Source organism: Sphingomonas molluscorum (assembly GCF_039522995.1).
Classification (GTDB): Bacteria; Pseudomonadota; Alphaproteobacteria; order Sphingomonadales; family Sphingomonadaceae; genus Sphingomonas; species Sphingomonas molluscorum.
Genome location: NZ_BAAAEL010000002.1, coordinates 148,278 through 163,466, shown reverse-complemented (window position 1 = coordinate 163,466; position 15,189 = coordinate 148,278). Strand labels below are relative to the sequence as shown.

Here is a 15,189-nt window from a genome sequence, read left to right as displayed (position 1 = left end):
CTCAGGCGAGCGCTTCGACCAGTCCCTCGAACAGGCGGCGGCCGTCGGTGCCGCCGTGCGCGGCTTCGATGCGGCGCTCGGGGTGCGGCATCATGCCGAGCACGTTGCCCTGGGCATTGAGCACGCCGGCAATATCGCGCGCCGAACCGTTGACGACGCCGGCATAGCGGAACGCGACCTGGCCCTCGCCCTCCAAGCGGTCGAGCGTCTCTTCGTCGGCGAAATAGTTGCCGTCGTGGTGCGCGACCGGGATCGTCACCGTCTCGCCTTCGCTATAGCCGCGGGTGAAGCGCGAGGTCGCGTTGGCGACGGTCAGCGGCGCGTCGCGGCACACGAAGTTCAGCCGGGCGTTGCGCATCAGCGCGCCGGGCAGCAGGCCGGTTTCGGTGAGGATCTGGAAACCGTTGCAGATGCCTAGCACCGGCAGGCCGCGACCCGCGGCCTCGACCACGGCGCGCATCACGGGGGATCGCGCGGCGATCGCGCCGGAGCGCAGATAGTCGCCATAGGAGAAGCCGCCGGGAACAGCGACCAGGCCGATGCCGTCCGGCAGATCGGTGTCGCCGTGCCACACCATCGCCGGCGCCTGGCCGGTCACCTGTTCGAGTGCGACCGCGATGTCGCGATCGCAGTTCGAGCCGGGGAAGACGACGACTGCGGTCTTCACGCGACGCCGTCCTGGCGCTCGATGCGGTAGTTCTCGATCACCGTGTTGGCGAGCAGCTTGCGGCACATCTGGTCGACGGCCTCGTCGCTGGTGTCGTCGGCGACCTCCAGCTCGATCAGCTTGCCGACGCGGGCATCGGCGACGCCGTCAAAGCCGAGCGAGCCCAGCGCGTGCTGGATCGCCTTGCCCTGCGGGTCGAGCACCCCGTTCTTGAGCGTCACGATGATGCGGAGTTTCATGGGACCTCGGGGCAATGCTTGGAGTGGTGTGGTTGCGGGCGCCTATGGCCCCGGCGTGCCTGCCAGGCAAGCGCTGCCGGGGCGCAAAGGGCTTAGCGGCCGCGCTTCTTGCGATGGGTTTCCATGTCGAGCACGGCGGTGTCGCCGCCCTCGGGAAGCAGGCCCAGCCGGCGTGCGACCTCCTGATAGGCCTCGACCTCGCCGCCCAGGTCGCGACGGAAGCGATCCTTGTCGAGCTTCTCGTTGGTGACCATGTCCCACAGGCGGCAGCCATCGGGGCTGATCTCGTCGGCCAGGATGATCCGGCTGAAGTCGTTTTCCCAAATGCGGCCGAACTCGAGCTTGAAGTCGACCAGGCGGATGCCGATCCCGGCGAACAGGCCGGCCAGGAAGTCGTTCACGCGAATCGCCATGTCGGCCATGTCGTGCAGCTCGTCCTGCGCGGCCCAGCCGAACGCAAGGATATGCTCGTCGGTGACCATCGGGTCGCCGAGCGCATCGTCCTTGTAGTAATATTCGACGATGGTGCGGGGCAGCTGCTGCCCTTCCTCGATGCCGAGGCGCTTCGACAGCGATCCAGCGACGACATTGCGCACCACGACCTCGATCGGCACGATCTCGACCTGGCGGATCAGCTGCTCGCGCATGTTGAGGCGGCGGATGAAGTGGGTCGGCACGCCGATCTGGCCGAGCAGCGTGAAGATGTGCTCGGAGATGCGGTTGTTGAGCACGCCCTTGCCGTTGATCGTGCCCTTCTTCTGGGCATTGAACGCGGTCGCGTCGTCCTTGAAATACTGGATCAACGTGCCGGGCTCGGGGCCCTCGTACAGGATCTTGGCCTTGCCCTCGTAGATCTGGCGGCGGCGAGCCATGTGCGGAACCCTTCCAAAACGATCGGCCCCGGAAGCGCGCGCGCTTGCGTGCTGCCGGGGCGGGATGGCGGCGCCTATAGCGAAGAGGGCCGGGCGTCGCAATCAGGCGTGCGTCGCGACGCGGACGAGCGCGGTCTGCCGAAAGCGGGCGCGGGTACACGGAACGGTTGTGGAACAAGGCGCGCGCCTGCTATCCGCGGTGGCGATGGCGACCGACTTTAAGGACCCGTTCGACGCGATCGTCGATGCACCGTTCGACAGTGCCCTGTCCGAGCGCTACCTCGTCTATGCGCTCTCCACCATCACCGCGCGCTCGCTGCCCGATCTTCGCGACGGGCTGAAGCCGGTGCACCGCCGGCTGCTTTGGGCGATGCGGCTGCTGCGGCTGGATCCGGCGGCGGGCTACAAGAAGTGCGCGCGCGTCGTCGGCGACGTCATCGGTAAGTACCACCCGCACGGCGACCAGTCCGTCTATGACGCGATGGTCCGGCTCGCGCAGGACTTCGCGCTCCGCTATCCGCTGGTCGACGGGCAGGGCAACTTCGGCAACATCGACGGCGATAATGCCGCTGCCTATCGCTACACCGAGGCGCGGCTGACCCAGGTCGCGATCGACCTGATGGCGGGCCTGGACGAGGACGCGGTCGATTTCCGCCCCACCTACAATGGCGAGGAGCAGGAGCCCGAGCTGTTCCCGGGCCTGTTCCCGAACCTGCTCGCCAATGGCGCCGCCGGCATCGCGGTGGGCATGGCGACGTCCATCCCGCCCCACAATGCCGCCGAGCTGTTCGACGCCGCCGCCATGCTGATCGACCAGCCGGAGGCGGACGACGTGGCAGTGCTGGGTCATGTGAAGGGGCCGGATTTTCCGACCGGCGGTATTGTCGTCGATCCCCCTGCCGCCATCGCCGAGGCCTATGCCACCGGCCGCGGCGGCTTTCGCGTGCGCGCGCGCTGGGACGTGGAGCGCGAGAAGGGTGGCGGCTTCCGCATCGTCGTGAGCGAAATTCCGTACGGCGTCGCCAAGGGCAAGCTGATCGAGCAGGTCGCGACGCTCATCAACGACAAGAAGCTGCCGATCCTCAGCGACATTCGCGACGAATCGGACGCCGAGATTCGGGTTGTGCTGGAGCCGCGCAGCCGCACGGTGGACCCCGCGACGCTGATGGACGGGCTGTTCCGGCTCACCGACCTGGAAACGCGCGTGCCGCTGAACCTCAACGTGCTCGACGCGACGCGCACGCCGCGGGTGATGAGTTTGCGCGAGGTGCTCCGGGCCTGGGTCGACCACCAGTTCGTGGTGCTCCGCCGCCGCTCCGAACATCGCCTGGCCAAGATCGCCGACCGGCTGGAACTGCTCGACGGCTATATCATCGCCTTCCTCAACCTCGACCGGGTGATCGAGATCATCCGCACCGAGGACGAGCCGAAGGCGGTGATGATGGCCGAGTTCCAGCTCACCGACCGCCAGGCCGAGGCGATCCTGAACATGCGGCTGCGGTCGCTGCGCCGGCTCGAGGAGATGGAGCTGCGGCGCGAACGCGGCGAGCTGGAGAAGGAAAAGGCGGAGCTGACGCTGCTGCTCGGCTCCGAGGCGCGCCAGCGCACGCGGCTGAAGCGCGACATGGCGAAGCTGCGCGATCGCTATGGTCCCGAGACCGCGCTCGGCAAGCGCCGCACCAGCGTGGAAGAGGCCGCGCCCGCACGCGAAATCCCGCTGGAAGCGATGATCGAGCGCGAGCCGATCACCGTCGTGCTGTCGCGGCGCGGCTGGATCCGTGCGCTCAAGGGACACAACGACCTGGCGGCGGCCGAGACGCTGAAGTTCAAGGAAGGCGACGGCCCGCTGTTCGCGTTCCACGCCCATACCACCGACAAACTTCTGCTCGCGACCGACGCGGGGCGCTTCTACACGCTGGGCGCCGACAAGCTGCCGGGCGGGCGTGGGTTCGGCGAGCCGGTGCGCGCGATGGTGGACATGGACGGCGATGCCGAGATCGCGGGCTTCCTGCGGGCGGCGCAGTCGGACCGCTTGCTGCTGGCGGCGAGCGACGGGCGCGGTTTCATCGTCCGGATCGCCGACGTGATCGCCGAAACCCGCAAGGGGAAGCAGGTGATGACGCCGCGCCCGGGTGCGCGCTTGCGCGTCATCCGACCGATCGCGCCCGACGACGACTATGTCGCGGCGATCGGCGACAATCGGAAGCTGGTGGTGTTTCCGCTGGCGGAGGTGGCCGAACTCGCGCGCGGGCAGGGCGTGCAGCTCCAGCGCTTCCGCGATGGAGGCCTGTCCGACGTTCGCACCCTGCGCTTCGCGGACGGGCTCAGCTGGACGATGGGTGGCGAGACCGGCCGGGTGCGCACCGAGGCCGACCTGAGCCCGTGGCGCGCAGCGCGCGGTGCTGCGGGGCGCATGCCGCCGACCGGCTTCCCGCGCGACAACCGCTTCGACTGAGACGATCGTTCGAAACGCAGCATTAACGCACCGGACCTAATCCGGACTGGATGGTACTGCTTTCGCAACGGCGATCTAGCGCACACGAGGATGCCGGAAACCCGGGTCCTTCCGGAGAGGACATGAGCCGATCCCTGGCGACCGAGCCGTTCCTGGACGTCCTGCCGATGCCGGCGGCGGTGGCGACGCTCCGTGACGGCAAGGTTACCCTCTCTCGGATCAACAGCGGCTTCCGACAGATCGATGCCGAGGCAGGGCCCAAGGGCGCGCTGGACTGCAGCGACATGCGGGCGCGCATCCACCGGTTCCTCGAGGGAGATGCGCTTCGCGACGTGTTCGAATGGACGCTCGGGCAAGCGGTTGATGCGCGCTACTATCGGGTAGTGCTCACCCGGCGCAGCGGGGCGCGTGCCCGTCGTTGCCTGCTGTCGCTGATCGACCGCACCCCCGAGGAGCGGACGGAGCACAGCCTGCGGCGCGAGATGGCGATCGACGCGCTCACCGGACTTCCCAACCGCGCGGGCTTCGAGGACCGGCTGGAGGAGGTGCTGGCGAAGGGCGGGCGCGAACAATACGCGGTCCTCGCGCTCAACCTCGACCGGTTCAGCCGCATCAATGCCTGCCTGGGCAGCATCGTCGGAGACGAACTGCTCATCTCGGTCGCCCGCCGCCTGAAAGGGGCGTTGCGCCAGCCGGACGTGCTGGCGCGGACCGGTGGGGACGAGTTCGCGATCCTGCTCTCAGGCGTCAATCGTAGCGATGACGCCACCGAGGTGGCGGAGCGGATTCGTGGCGCCCTGGCGATCCCGTTCACTCTTTCGGATTTCGAGGTCCGCATCGGCTGCTCGATCGGGATCGCCCTGGGCGCGTGCCTGGCCGCTGATCATGAGGACATGGTCCGCCACGCGCAGTTCGCAGCGAAGCGTGCCAAACGCACCGGTCTTCCGGAGGTGTACCGGTCCGAGGCGCTGGACGTGATGCGTGCCGAATTCTCGATCGAGACCGAGCTGCGCCGGGCGATCGATTCCGGCAATCTGCACCTCCACTACCAGCCGATCTGCGACCTTGCGACCGGCAGGATCGTCTCGTTCGAGGCACTGGCGCGCTGGCGGACGGAGGCGGGGGAAGACATCCCGCCCGCCCGGTTCATTCCCGTGGCCGAGGAAGCCGGACTAATCGTGCCCATGGGCCGCTGGGCGCTGGACGAGGCGATGCGCACCCTGGCCGGCTGGGACCGGGTGAGCGGGGCGAGCTGCGGGCTTACGGTCGCCGTCAACCTCTCTGCCGTCCAGCTGCGGCGGGACAATGTGGTCGCGCTGGTGGAGCGCACGCTTGCAGCGCATAACCTGGCGCCGCGGCGGCTGACGATCGAGCTGACCGAAAGCGCGATCGTCAGTGACCGGGATCCCACCGCCGAGACGCTGCGGGCGCTCAAGGCGCTCGGTACCACGATCGCCATGGACGATTTCGGCACCGGCTATTCCAACCTGGGCTATCTCCAGAGCCTGCCGATCGACCTGCTCAAGATCGACCGCAGCTTCGTGTCGGGAATGCTCGCGAACCGGGACAAGGTGGCGATCGTACGCGCGGTGCTCAGCCTCGCGCAGACGCTGGGCATGCGCACCACCGCCGAGGGCATCGAGACCGAGGCGCTGGAGCAGACGCTGGGCGCGCTCGGCTGCGACTATGGGCAGGGCTATCTCTATGCCCGCCCGGTCGATGCCGAGCGTGCCTATCAGCTGCTGCTGGAACGCAACCGCTGATCGAGCTCCGCCGCAGTTAGCGCCTCGACGCGCGCGGCGTCCGGGAAGCCTTCCGCAATCCACTGATCCTCGATGCGCCGCAGGGCGCGGGCGACGTCCGGGCCCTTGCCGATGCCGCGTGCGACCAGCGCGCCGCCGGTCAGCGGAAACTGCGGGCGGACCCAGTCGAGGAGGTCGGCGACGGCGCCTGCCGCTTCAGGGTCGTCCGACAGCAGCAGGCGGTCGATCGCCCCTTCGGTTCCGATGCGATAGGCGAGCGCGCGCGGCGAGCTGATGCCCTCGGCACTTGCCGCCAGCGCCAGCCGCTTGCGCTGCGCGTTGGAGAGCTTGAGCCGGGCGCCGACGGACTCGAGCGCCTCCGCAGGGATCAGCGCGACCAGCCGGCGGATCGCGTCGGGGGCGACGCCACAGGCCTGCTCCCGAGCCGCCAGGCGGGCGAGCCGGGCGACGCTGGCCGAGTCGATCTCCGGCAGGACGGGCACGAAGATGCCCTGCGCCTGCATCAATCCGACGACCTCCACGGCCGAGCGCGCCACCAGCAGCTTGAGCAGTTCGTCGGCCACCCGTTCCCGGGACAGCGCCATCAGGTCGTTGGCGCGCGCGACACAGGCGGCGAGACCCTCCGGATCGGGCGTGTCGCCGAAGCGCGCGAGGAAGCGGAAGAAGCGCAGGATCCGCAGGTGATCCTCGGCGATGCGGCGCAGCGGATCGCCGATGAAGCGCACGCGACCCGCGCGCAGATCGGCGACGCCGTCGAAATAGTCGGTGATCCGGCCGGTGACCATGTCCGCATAGAGCGCGTTCATGGTGAAGTCCCGCCGCACCGCGTCCTCGCGCCAGTCGTCGGTGAAGGCGACGGTGGCGTGGCGTCCGTCGGTCGCCACGTCGCGGCGAAGGGTCGTGACCTCCACCGGGCCGCTTTCCAGCACCGCGGTGATGGTGCCGTGCTGAAGCCCCGTCGGGACGGCGCGAATGCCGGCGGCCTTCAGGCGCGCCAGGACCGTCTGGGGATCATGGGCGGTGGCGACGTCCAGGTCTGCGGCGGCGATGCCGAGCAGCGTGTCGCGAACGACGCCGCCCACGAAGCGGGCTTCGCCGCGATCGCCGCCCAACGCCTCCGCGAGGCCGGCGAGCCCGGGCCGGTCCTGCCAATCGGCGGCAGGCAGCGTCAGGCCGTCCACGCGAGCCTCCGCGACAAGTTCACCAGCATCGCTGCCGTAGCACCCCATATTCTCCAGCCTTCGAACCAGATCTCGTAATAATGGCGTTCCCGGCCGCGCCAGGTGGCGTGGCCCTTGGCGTGGTTGGCCGCGTCGAGGAGAAAGGCCAGCGGCACCTCGAACACCGCGGCCACCTCGTGCGGGTTGGGAGCGAGCGGCAGGTCGGGCGCCACTACGCCCACCACGGGCGTGACGGTGAAGCCGGTGGCGGTGCGATAGCGATCGAGGCTGGCCACCACGTCGACGGCCTCGCGCGGCAGCGCCACTTCTTCCTCGGCCTCGCGCAGCGCGGCGGCGACGGCGTCGGGGTCTTCCGGATCGATGCGGCCGCCGGGAAAGGCGATCTGGCCGGCATGGTTGCGCAGCGTCGCCGTCCGCTGGGTCAGCAGGATGCCCGGCTCCTCCCGGTCGGTGACCGCGACCAGAACCGCCGCCTCGCGCCAGCGGACGGCCGCCACTTCATCCTCGTCGAAATCCCCCGTCAGCAGCGGCATCTGCGCCGGCTGCGCGAGGCCGGCACGCAGCCGTTCGGCAAGCGTCATGCCGCGTCGAGCGGGAAGAAGCTGCCCGCGCTCCACACGCCGGGGACGGGATCCTGTCCCTCACGCGCCAGCGCGCGCTCGACGAGCTCGTAATAGACCGGCCGCGCCATGCGCGCGTCCATGCCGCCGCGTACCTGCAGATAGGGGAGGGCGCCGTCCGGGCCCTGTTCGAAGCGCAGGGGATGGCCCGCGTCGGCCAGCACCAGGTCCCCCGTGTTCAGGCGGAAGATCAGCCGGCTTTCGGTGCCCTCGCCCTCGGCGCGAAGCTCGCTTGCCACGAACGGCGCATCCTCCACCGCGATGGAGAGCTTTTCCACCGGAGTGACCAAGACGTAGCTGCCGTCGGGCTCGCGCCGCAGGATGGTGGAGAAAAGCCGCACCATCGATTCGCGGGTGATCGGCGCGCCTTCGTGAAGCCAGCGGCCGTCGCGCAGGATCGTCATACCGCTGTCCCCGCAATGCGTCGGATTCCAGCGCTCGACCGGCGGCAGCCGGTCTTCCTCCATCAGCTGGGCAATCTCTGCGAGGGAGAGCGAGGCGAGATCGGGGAGGGGACGCATGGGCATGACCCGACCTTCGATGGCGACCCGGGCGCGCGGGCGCAACCCCGCACAACCCTCAGTCCGGCACGACCTGGCGTGGCTGAAGCTCGCCCGCGCACTCCGGAACTCCTGTACCGCGGGCCAGCAGGCGGCGCGCTTCGAATGGCCCGGGAAGGCGCCAGCGGCTCGTGTGCGCTGCGTCGAAGCCGAAGAAGCGGCCGTAATATTCCGGATCGCCGATCAGCATCAGCGGCAGCGGATCGCGCATCGCATCCGCCGCGTCGAGCATGTGGCGCATCAGCATGCGCCCGATGCCGCCCTGCTGCGCCGCCGGCTCCACCGCGACCGGCCCTACCATCACCATCGCCACGCGCTCGCCGTCGTCGCAGGCGAGCGAAACCGGCCAGCACTGGATGGTGCCGAGTAGCGCGCCGTCTTCCGCCACCGCTGCAAAGCTGAGCTCCGGGATCGCGCGAGTCCCGGCACGCACGCGATAGGCGGTGCGCTCATGGCGACCCGGCCCGAATGCGCGGTCGAGCAACGCTTCGACCTGGTGCGGGGCGATCTGGGCAAGCGGGACGAGGTGGATCACGGAAGCAGACGACTCCTCCCCGGCGGGACTGCCGAGGGCGCGCGCGTTTAGCCCCCGTGCGGGCGGACGCAAAGCTGAATCGCGGGCGGCGGTCGTGCTCTCCGGAAGGGCAGCTTCCCGACGCCTCCTCATCTGCTAGGGGACGAATCGAACCATAAGGGACAGCAACCGGTGCGCGATCTTCTCCAACTCCAGGTACACGACTTCGAAGTGCAGGTTCTGACCGGCGTCTATTCCGAAGAGACGCACCTGCCGCAGCCGCTGCGCATCTCGATGACGGTCGACCTCGACTGCCCCGAACATTTCGCGCCCGACACGCCGCTGTCGGCGTCGAAGAGCTATCTCGACCTGAAGCACGCGGCGAGCGAGGCGTTGCCGCAGGGCGTACATTTCACGCTGATCGAAGGGGTTGCGGACCATATCGCACGCACCTTGTTCATCTCCGATCCGCGCGTGCAGCGGGTGGAGGTATCGATCGTGAAGCTCGCCATCGCCGAGGCGGGCGAATCGATCGGGATCCGGCTGGTCCGTCACCGCCCGTGACATCGCCTGCCGCTGCCCGCCCGCTGGCACTGGTCACCGGAAGCTACCGGCGGCTCGGCGCGCATATCGCGGCCCGGCTTGGGGAGGCGGGCTATGCGCTGGCGTTGCACGCGAGCAGCGAAGGCGAGCCGGACGCGGATCTTCTTGCCCGCCTCGAGGCTGCGGGCGCGCCCTATCAATGCTTCGCAGCGGAGCTTTCCGATCCGGAGGCGGTAGCGGGCCTGGTGCCGCGCGTGGCGGCGCATTTCGGGCAGCCGGTGACGCTTCTGGTCAACAACGCCTCCTGCTTCCGGGCCGAGGACGCAGCGGTGCCCGGCATGGATGCGCTGGTGCGGCATTTCGCGGTGAACGCCGCGGCACCGTTCGCGCTCGCAGCCGCGGTTGCGGCGCAGGCGCCCGCGGAAGGGACCTGCGTCATCAACATGCTGGACGAGCGCATCGTCCAGCCGCCTGCGGACCAGCTCGCCTACACGATTTCCAAGCAGGCGCTGGCGGAGGTCACCCGCACGCTTGCCTATGCGCTGAAGCCGGGTGTCCGCGTGAACGGCGTGGCGCCGGGACTGACGATGCCGACCGCGGATTATACGCCCGAGCAGGTGGCGCGACTCGCCGGCCTCATGCCGCTCGCGCGCTTGCCGGAACCGGACGACATCGCCGATGCGGTGCTGTTCCTAGCCGGTGCGCGGGCGACGACCGGGCAGGTGCTGTTCGTGGACGGAGGCGCCAATCTACGCCGGTTCGAGCGGGACTTCGTCCATCTCGCCCGCGACGGCGAGGGCGACTGAGGCCCTCGCCGTCGCGCAAGATCAGGCGCCGGCGCCGGACTCGGCGTGGCAGGGGCCGAGCGAGCGCAGCACGAACTGATAGTCCTCGGCGGCGATTCGCGCGCCCTGTTCGTCCTGCGTCTCCAGGGCGGAGGCGGGCAGGCTGCGCGGGAGCCCGCAGGCGAGTCGGTACCAACCCAGCGTGTCCCGCTGCGGCGGACCAGCGCCCTCATTGACGATGTCCCCGAACGACACGGCCCAGCGGGGCGGCTGATTCGGGCGGCGCAGCACCAGCAGCGACACCGGGTCGCCGGTCTCCGTCTTCAGGAAGATCTGCGTCTCTCCCTCGCCCGGCAGCGTGCCCACGACGTGGAAGGCGTTGCCGATGCCGGTGATCGCCGGGGGCGCGTTGCGATCCAGGATCTCCCGGACGACACCGCGTGCGCGCGCGTCGAGCGCCGGGCTCCAGCTCCGCTGCGCATCAAGCTGCACGAGCTGTACCTGGTCGGGCCGGCCGGCGACCGGGCGGGCGAAGATCAGCACCCGCGTCTTCTTCAGACTGGGCGCACGTCCTCGGAAATCCAGCGGAACATCAACGAGATAGCCGATTCGCGCCGGCATCGCGCCCGAGCCGCGGATCAGCGCGCCGACCTCTGCCTCGACATAGAAGCGGGCCGCATTGGCGGCGACGCCGGCGGCCTCGGCACCTTTGATGCGGGTCGCGCTGGTGATCGTCGCGTCGATGACCAGCGGCGCCGCAAGCACCAGATCGGCGACTTCCGCATAGCCGACGGCGGGCTGCTCGGCGGGCGCGGTTTGCTGTGCCGTTGCCGCGGGCGAAAGGGGGGCGAAAAGCAGCAGTGCCGCCGATGCGGATGCAGGATAAAGTCGAAACATGGTTGCCAGCATCTACGCGATCTTGCAGCATCGACCTAGGCCGATTCAAGATGCGGGCGTTCGTACCGACGATTGCACTTTTGTTGCGTCTGACAAAGCGTTTGCGTCGCGGAAAGTGCCACGATAGAGAATCGGCGGTGTTCCCAGCAGCGCTACGGCGATGGTGCGGATGCAAGGTCGCGGGCTGCGAACGCGCTCCGTACCACTCGGTGTGAGGCTTAAGGAGTTTTGTTGCTGAATGGCCTATGCTGATCAAAAAGCGGGTCCTGGGCGCATCGTCGCAATCGCCGTCGTGGCGTTGCTGCACGTGCTCATTGGGTACGCATTTATATCTGGTCTCGCGTACAAGTACGTGAAGAAGCAGGTGGAGGACCTGGACACGTTCGACATCGTCGAGCCGCCGCCCCCGCCTGAGGAAGTTCCGCCGCCGCCGCCGCCGCCGCCGGATCAGCCGCCGCAGTCGCCGCCGCCGGTGGTGACGCCGCCGCCGATCGTGCGCGTGCAGACACCGCCGCCGGTGGTGATCCAGTCGGTGACGACGCCGCCGCCGACGTACAATCCGGTTCCGGTCGCCGCGCCGCCGGCACCTCCTGCGCCGCCCGCTCCGCCGGCCCCGCCTGCGATCAGCAAGAAGGCGGGTCTGAAGGGTAATCCGGGCCAGTTCTTCGGCCGTGATGCGTATCCGCCGTCGGCGGTTCGCGAGGGCGCCGAAGGTCGCGTCAGCGCAAAGCTGACCGTGGGCACCGATGGTCGGGTGACCGATTGCGTCGTCACGTCCTCGAGCGGCAACTCCGCGCTGGACCAGACGACGTGCCGGATCTCCAAGAGCCGCGTGCGGTTCACGCCGGCACAGGACGCAGCGGGCAATCCGGTCGCCTCGACCTATCCGCTCAGCGTGACCTGGAAGCTCGAAGACCAATAATCGTACAAGGCCCGGCGCTCGTGCGCCGGGCACCTTAGAACCATTCGCGCATGCTTCTGTAAGGGATACATCTCACAATGCTCACCAACATCTTTGCTGCCGGGGCTCCCGCCGGCGCTCCGAACTTCGGCTTCTGGGAAGCTCTGCAGCAGGGCGGTGCGATCGCCTGGACCGTGCTCGCCATCCTGGTGATCATGTCGGTCGGCTCGTTCTACATCCTGTTCACCAAGCTGTTCGAGCAGCAGAAGATCATCAACCAGGCGAAGCGCGTCCGCGCGACCTTCTGGCAGTCGAACTCGCTGCGCGAAGGCGCTGCCAAGCTCGACAAGAACTCGGCCTATCGCCAGATCGTCGACGACGGCCTCGCCGCTCAGGAGCAGCACGCCAAGCTGACCGATCCGGTCGAGGCGCATGACTGGCTGCACGGCTCGCTCGCGCGTTCGGAAGCCGCGATCAACTCGAAGCTCGGTGCGGGCCTCGCGTTCCTCGCGACCGTCGGCGCGACCTCGCCGTTCGTCGGTCTGTTCGGTACCGTGGTCGGCATCTACCGCGCGCTGGTGAAGATCGGTGCCGCTGGCCAGGCCGCCATCGGCGACGTCGCCGGCCCGGTCGGTGAAGCGCTGATCATGACCGCCATCGGTCTGGTCGTCGCGGTTCCCGCCGTGCTCGCCTACAACTGGCTGCAGCGCCGCAACAAGTCGATCGCGGAAGACCTGTCGGCCTTCTCGAACGACGTGCTGGGCTTCCTGGCCTCGAACGGCGCGGTTCGCCCGACGCTCGCTTCGAAGTCGACCGTTGCTGCCAAGCCGGCCGCGACCGCTGCGAAGCCGGTGACCGGCACCACGACCGCCGGCCAGACCGGTGGCGTGCCGACCCGTCCGTAAGCGGATACCTACCTCGCCGCCGGGCTTCACGGCCCGGCGGACGACGTGACGAAAACGAGAATAGGATAGCCTTATGGCGATGAGTGTTGGCGGCGACGGCTCCGAAGAAAAGCCGCTTTCGGACATCAATACCACGCCGCTCGTGGACGTGATGCTGGTGCTTCTGATCATCTTCCTGATCGCAGTGCCGGTGGTGGTCCAGTCGGTGGAACTGCAGCTTCCGAAGGTGGAGTTCGAGCCGACGACGACCAAGCCTGAAAACGTGTCGCTCTCCGTACGCGGCTCCGGCAACAGCTGTGAGGTGTATTGGAACCTCACGCCGGTCAGCAGCGGCGAACTTCGCGAGCGCGCGGTCAAGAAGCTCGAGGACGAGGTCGCACGTCAGGGCGGCCCGAACGCTCCGGGCGTCGAGCTTCCCGAGGTCCACATCCGCGGCGACGTGAACACCCCGTACCGCTGCATCGGCGGCACCATCTACACGATGCAGTCGGCTGGCTTCGCCAAGGTCGGCTTCATCTCGGAGCCCGAGCCGGGCGGCACGCCCCGTCTCTGATGCCGGCGTTTTCGAGGAGTAGTCTCACATGGCAATGAGTGGCGGCCGCGATGACGGCGAGCCGATGATGGAAATGAACACGACGCCGTTGATCGACGTCCTGCTCGTGCTCCTCATCATGTTCATCATCACCATCCCGATTCAGACGCATGCGGTGAAGGTGGATCTGCCTCAGCCGGATCCGAACAGGCAGGATGTGGTTGATTCGGAAAAGAACAAGATCGCGATCACGGCGGACGGCGTCGTCACCTGGAACGGTGCGACGGTCGACGAGGTGACGCTGCGTCAGTACCTCGACCAGACTGCGGCGATGTCGCCGGAGCCGGAACTCCACTTCCAGCCCGACGCGAACGCCCGCTACGAGGTCGTCGACGGCATCTTGTCGATCATCAAGCGGTCCAACGTGACCAAGCTTGGGTTCGTCGGCAACGAGCAGTACCGCAACGACTTCTGATCCGGTTCGCCGGACCAGCAAGCGATCGAAAAGCGCCCGCGCGGACCCCCGCGCGGGCGTTTTGCTGTCTGGGGCGCTGCTGGCCAGGCGGAGCCGATCGCGTAAGGCAGGGAGGCGGCGTTGATCGCGGGGTGCGGAACCGTGCCTGAAGGACGCAGCGGCGCCCTGCGGAAAGTCGGGTCTTCCTGGGGACGGGCCACGGCCCCTCTGCTGCGCCAGACGGTCCGGAGCGTGGCTTGGCTGCCACCGCGGGGCTGACATGATGGAGCGCTCTCGACGGAGCGTTTTCTCACGATTCTGGACTGACCCGACCTAGCTCAGAGTCGTCGGCCGTGCGCGTCGAACCGGCTCACGGCGGATCATCAACGGTCCGCAGGCTACGCGGCCGTGGCGACGGGTAGAGAGGTGACGTTCATGACGCCGCAGCCCGGCACAGCATGGGCAACCAACGGGGCCCCAGGGGTTCGCTGGCCTCGGCCGTCCTGCGCTTCACTGCCGGTCGGCCGCCCATGGAGCGGGAATTCCGCTCGAGGCCGGTCCGGTGCTCGGAGCAAGACCGGCTAACCGGCCTAAGCGGGAAGCGGGAGGGAAGGCGCCCCTACAGCCGGGGCAGCGTGACCCCGCGCTGGCCCATATATTTGCCGGCGCGGTCGGCGTAGCTGGTCTCACACGGTTCGTTGCCCTTCAGGAACAGGAACTGGCAGGCACCCTCGTTGGCGTAGATCTTGGCCGGGAGGGGGGTCGTGTTGGAGAATTCCAGCGTGACATGGCCCTCCCACTCGGGTTCGAGCGGGGTCACGTTCACGATGATGCCGCAGCGCGCATAGGTGGACTTGCCGAGGCAGATCACCAGCACGTCGCGGGGCACGCGGAAATATTCGACCGTGCGGGCCAGCGCGAAGCTGTTGGGCGGGATGATGCACACGTCGGTCTGCCGGTCGACGAAGCTGTTGGCGGCGAAGTCCTTGGGGTCCACCGTCGCCGAATCGACGTTGGTGAAGATCTTGAACTCGTCCGCGACCCGCGCGTCATAGCCATAGGAGGACAGGCCGTAGCTGATGCAGCCCTCGCGCCGCTGCGCCTCGACGAACGGCTCGATCATGCGGTGCTCGACCGCCTGTTCCCGGATCCAGCGGTCGGAAAGAATCGCCATGGTGTCCCCCTGCTTTGGCGGGGAGCCTTTGCCCGCTTTGCCAGTCTGAGCAACCCCACAGTGGCGATCGATCCAGCGGGCGCGCCGGATGCATCCCCCCGGGCGCGATCCGGCTATTTGTGCTAAC

The 15,189-nt window shown here is 68.3% G+C and carries 17 protein-coding genes; 8 read left to right on the top strand and 9 right to left on the bottom strand.

Annotated elements, in window-relative coordinates; genetic code table 11:
* Position 1: 1 nt before the first annotated feature.
* The 3 genes from purQ to purC form a co-directional block, all read right to left on the bottom strand.
* Positions 2 to 667 carry a phosphoribosylformylglycinamidine synthase subunit PurQ gene (purQ, locus tag ABDZ92_RS05270; protein ID WP_125959811.1) on the bottom strand — a complete coding sequence of 222 codons (666 nt, stop codon included), beginning with the start codon at positions 665 to 667 and terminating at the stop codon, positions 2 to 4.
* Positions 664 to 906, bottom strand: a complete 243-nt coding sequence (gene purS / locus ABDZ92_RS05265; RefSeq protein ID WP_125959810.1) for a phosphoribosylformylglycinamidine synthase subunit PurS — start codon at positions 904 to 906, stop codon at positions 664 to 666. The genes purQ and purS overlap by 4 nt, the downstream gene beginning before the upstream one ends.
* 92 nt (positions 907 to 998) lie before the next feature.
* The gene (gene purC, locus ABDZ92_RS05260; protein ID WP_125959809.1) at positions 999 to 1,778 is read right to left on the bottom strand and encodes a phosphoribosylaminoimidazolesuccinocarboxamide synthase; all 780 of its coding nucleotides are present in this window, start codon (positions 1,776 to 1,778) and stop codon (positions 999 to 1,001) included.
* Between the two features lie 205 nt (positions 1,779 to 1,983).
* On the opposite strand from purC, the gene parC reads away from it, so the two are divergent.
* Both parC and ABDZ92_RS05250 read left to right on the top strand, forming a co-directional pair.
* Positions 1,984 to 4,233, top strand: coding sequence for a DNA topoisomerase IV subunit A (parC, locus tag ABDZ92_RS05255; protein ID WP_125959936.1), 2,250 nt, complete (start codon positions 1,984 to 1,986; stop codon positions 4,231 to 4,233).
* A gap of 122 nt (positions 4,234 to 4,355) precedes the next feature.
* Positions 4,356 to 5,996 carry a putative bifunctional diguanylate cyclase/phosphodiesterase gene (locus ABDZ92_RS05250; RefSeq protein ID WP_241211767.1) on the top strand — a complete coding sequence of 547 codons (1,641 nt, stop codon included), beginning with the start codon at positions 4,356 to 4,358 and terminating at the stop codon, positions 5,994 to 5,996.
* Here ABDZ92_RS05250 and ABDZ92_RS05245 read toward each other — a convergent pair.
* The 4 genes from ABDZ92_RS05245 to ABDZ92_RS05230 are packed head-to-tail and all read right to left on the bottom strand — an operon-like array spanning position 5,969 to position 8,892.
* Positions 5,969 to 7,177, bottom strand: coding sequence for a CCA tRNA nucleotidyltransferase (locus ABDZ92_RS05245; RefSeq protein ID WP_206432150.1), 1,209 nt, complete (start codon positions 7,175 to 7,177; stop codon positions 5,969 to 5,971). The two genes, ABDZ92_RS05250 and ABDZ92_RS05245, sit on opposite strands and share 28 nt — an antisense overlap.
* Complete coding sequence (locus ABDZ92_RS05240) at positions 7,165 to 7,758, bottom strand: CoA pyrophosphatase (protein WP_125959807.1); 594 nt, start codon at positions 7,756 to 7,758, stop codon at positions 7,165 to 7,167. The genes ABDZ92_RS05245 and ABDZ92_RS05240 overlap by 13 nt, the downstream gene beginning before the upstream one ends.
* The gene (locus ABDZ92_RS05235) at positions 7,755 to 8,324 is read right to left on the bottom strand and encodes a DUF1285 domain-containing protein (RefSeq protein ID WP_125959806.1); all 570 of its coding nucleotides are present in this window, start codon (positions 8,322 to 8,324) and stop codon (positions 7,755 to 7,757) included. The genes ABDZ92_RS05240 and ABDZ92_RS05235 overlap by 4 nt, the downstream gene beginning before the upstream one ends.
* Positions 8,325 to 8,376: 52 nt before the next feature.
* Positions 8,377 to 8,892: a GNAT family N-acetyltransferase gene (locus ABDZ92_RS05230; RefSeq protein ID WP_125959805.1), complete on the bottom strand. Its 516-nt coding sequence runs from the start codon at positions 8,890 to 8,892 to the stop codon at positions 8,377 to 8,379.
* A gap of 171 nt (positions 8,893 to 9,063) precedes the next feature.
* Here ABDZ92_RS05230 and ABDZ92_RS05225 point away from each other — a divergent pair, with 171 nt between their 5' ends.
* Positions 9,064 to 9,435 carry a dihydroneopterin aldolase gene (locus tag ABDZ92_RS05225; RefSeq protein WP_125959804.1) on the top strand — a complete coding sequence of 124 codons (372 nt, stop codon included), beginning with the start codon at positions 9,064 to 9,066 and terminating at the stop codon, positions 9,433 to 9,435.
* The gene (locus tag ABDZ92_RS05220; protein WP_241211766.1) at positions 9,432 to 10,220 is read left to right on the top strand and encodes an SDR family oxidoreductase; all 789 of its coding nucleotides are present in this window, start codon (positions 9,432 to 9,434) and stop codon (positions 10,218 to 10,220) included. Before ABDZ92_RS05225 ends, ABDZ92_RS05220 begins: the two co-directional genes overlap by 4 nt.
* Before the next feature lie 21 nt (positions 10,221 to 10,241).
* Here the strand turns inward: ABDZ92_RS05220 and ABDZ92_RS05215 are convergent, their stop codons facing one another.
* Entirely contained in the window at positions 10,242 to 11,108 is an 867-nt protein-coding gene (locus tag ABDZ92_RS05215; RefSeq protein WP_272695097.1) for a hypothetical protein, read from the bottom strand.
* Between the two features lie 226 nt (positions 11,109 to 11,334).
* Between ABDZ92_RS05215 and ABDZ92_RS05210 the strand changes: the two genes are divergently transcribed.
* The 4 genes from ABDZ92_RS05210 to ABDZ92_RS05195 all read left to right on the top strand — a co-directional run bounded on the left by ABDZ92_RS05210 (position 11,335) and on the right by ABDZ92_RS05195 (position 13,909).
* A complete protein-coding gene (locus ABDZ92_RS05210; protein ID WP_125959802.1) occupies positions 11,335 to 12,018 on the top strand; it encodes an energy transducer TonB in 684 nt (227 codons plus the stop codon).
* A gap of 77 nt (positions 12,019 to 12,095) precedes the next feature.
* Positions 12,096 to 12,902 carry a MotA/TolQ/ExbB proton channel family protein gene (locus ABDZ92_RS05205; RefSeq protein WP_125959801.1) on the top strand — a complete coding sequence of 269 codons (807 nt, stop codon included), beginning with the start codon at positions 12,096 to 12,098 and terminating at the stop codon, positions 12,900 to 12,902.
* 73 nt (positions 12,903 to 12,975) lie between these two features.
* On the top strand, positions 12,976 to 13,455 hold the full coding sequence (locus tag ABDZ92_RS05200; protein ID WP_125959800.1) for an ExbD/TolR family protein: 480 nt from the start codon (positions 12,976 to 12,978) through the stop codon (positions 13,453 to 13,455).
* 28 nt (positions 13,456 to 13,483) lie between these two features.
* Positions 13,484 to 13,909 (top strand): ExbD/TolR family protein, encoded by a 426-nt coding sequence (locus ABDZ92_RS05195; protein ID WP_125959799.1) that lies wholly within the window; start codon positions 13,484 to 13,486, stop codon positions 13,907 to 13,909.
* Between the two features lie 598 nt (positions 13,910 to 14,507).
* Here the strand turns inward: ABDZ92_RS05195 and dcd are convergent.
* Positions 14,508 to 15,062: a dCTP deaminase gene (dcd, locus tag ABDZ92_RS05190; RefSeq protein WP_125959798.1), complete on the bottom strand. Its 555-nt coding sequence runs from the start codon at positions 15,060 to 15,062 to the stop codon at positions 14,508 to 14,510.
* Positions 15,063 to 15,189: the final 127 nt, after the last annotated feature.

What these genes read in the sequence shown, in the direction of transcription:
- purS (WP_125959810.1), bottom strand. Translation starts at nt 906, where the DNA reads ATGAAACTCCGCATCATCGTGACGCTCAAGAACGGGGTGCTCGACCCG.
- purC (WP_125959809.1), bottom strand. Translation starts at nt 1,778, where the DNA reads ATGGCTCGCCGCCGCCAGATCTACGAGGGCAAGGCCAAGATCCTGTAC.
- parC (WP_125959936.1), top strand. Translation starts at nt 1,984, where the DNA reads ATGGCGACCGACTTTAAGGACCCGTTCGACGCGATCGTCGATGCACCG.
- ABDZ92_RS05250 (WP_241211767.1), top strand. Translation starts at nt 4,356, where the DNA reads ATGAGCCGATCCCTGGCGACCGAGCCGTTCCTGGACGTCCTGCCGATG.
- ABDZ92_RS05240 (WP_125959807.1), bottom strand. Translation starts at nt 7,758, where the DNA reads ATGACGCTTGCCGAACGGCTGCGTGCCGGCCTCGCGCAGCCGGCGCAG.
- ABDZ92_RS05235 (WP_125959806.1), bottom strand. Translation starts at nt 8,324, where the DNA reads ATGCCCATGCGTCCCCTCCCCGATCTCGCCTCGCTCTCCCTCGCAGAG.
- ABDZ92_RS05215 (WP_272695097.1), bottom strand. Translation starts at nt 11,108, where the DNA reads ATGCTGGCAACCATGTTTCGACTTTATCCTGCATCCGCATCGGCGGCA.
- ABDZ92_RS05210 (WP_125959802.1), top strand. Translation starts at nt 11,335, where the DNA reads ATGGCCTATGCTGATCAAAAAGCGGGTCCTGGGCGCATCGTCGCAATC.
- ABDZ92_RS05205 (WP_125959801.1), top strand. Translation starts at nt 12,096, where the DNA reads ATGCTCACCAACATCTTTGCTGCCGGGGCTCCCGCCGGCGCTCCGAAC.
- ABDZ92_RS05200 (WP_125959800.1), top strand. Translation starts at nt 12,976, where the DNA reads ATGGCGATGAGTGTTGGCGGCGACGGCTCCGAAGAAAAGCCGCTTTCG.
- ABDZ92_RS05195 (WP_125959799.1), top strand. Translation starts at nt 13,484, where the DNA reads ATGGCAATGAGTGGCGGCCGCGATGACGGCGAGCCGATGATGGAAATG.
- dcd (WP_125959798.1), bottom strand. Translation starts at nt 15,062, where the DNA reads ATGGCGATTCTTTCCGACCGCTGGATCCGGGAACAGGCGGTCGAGCAC.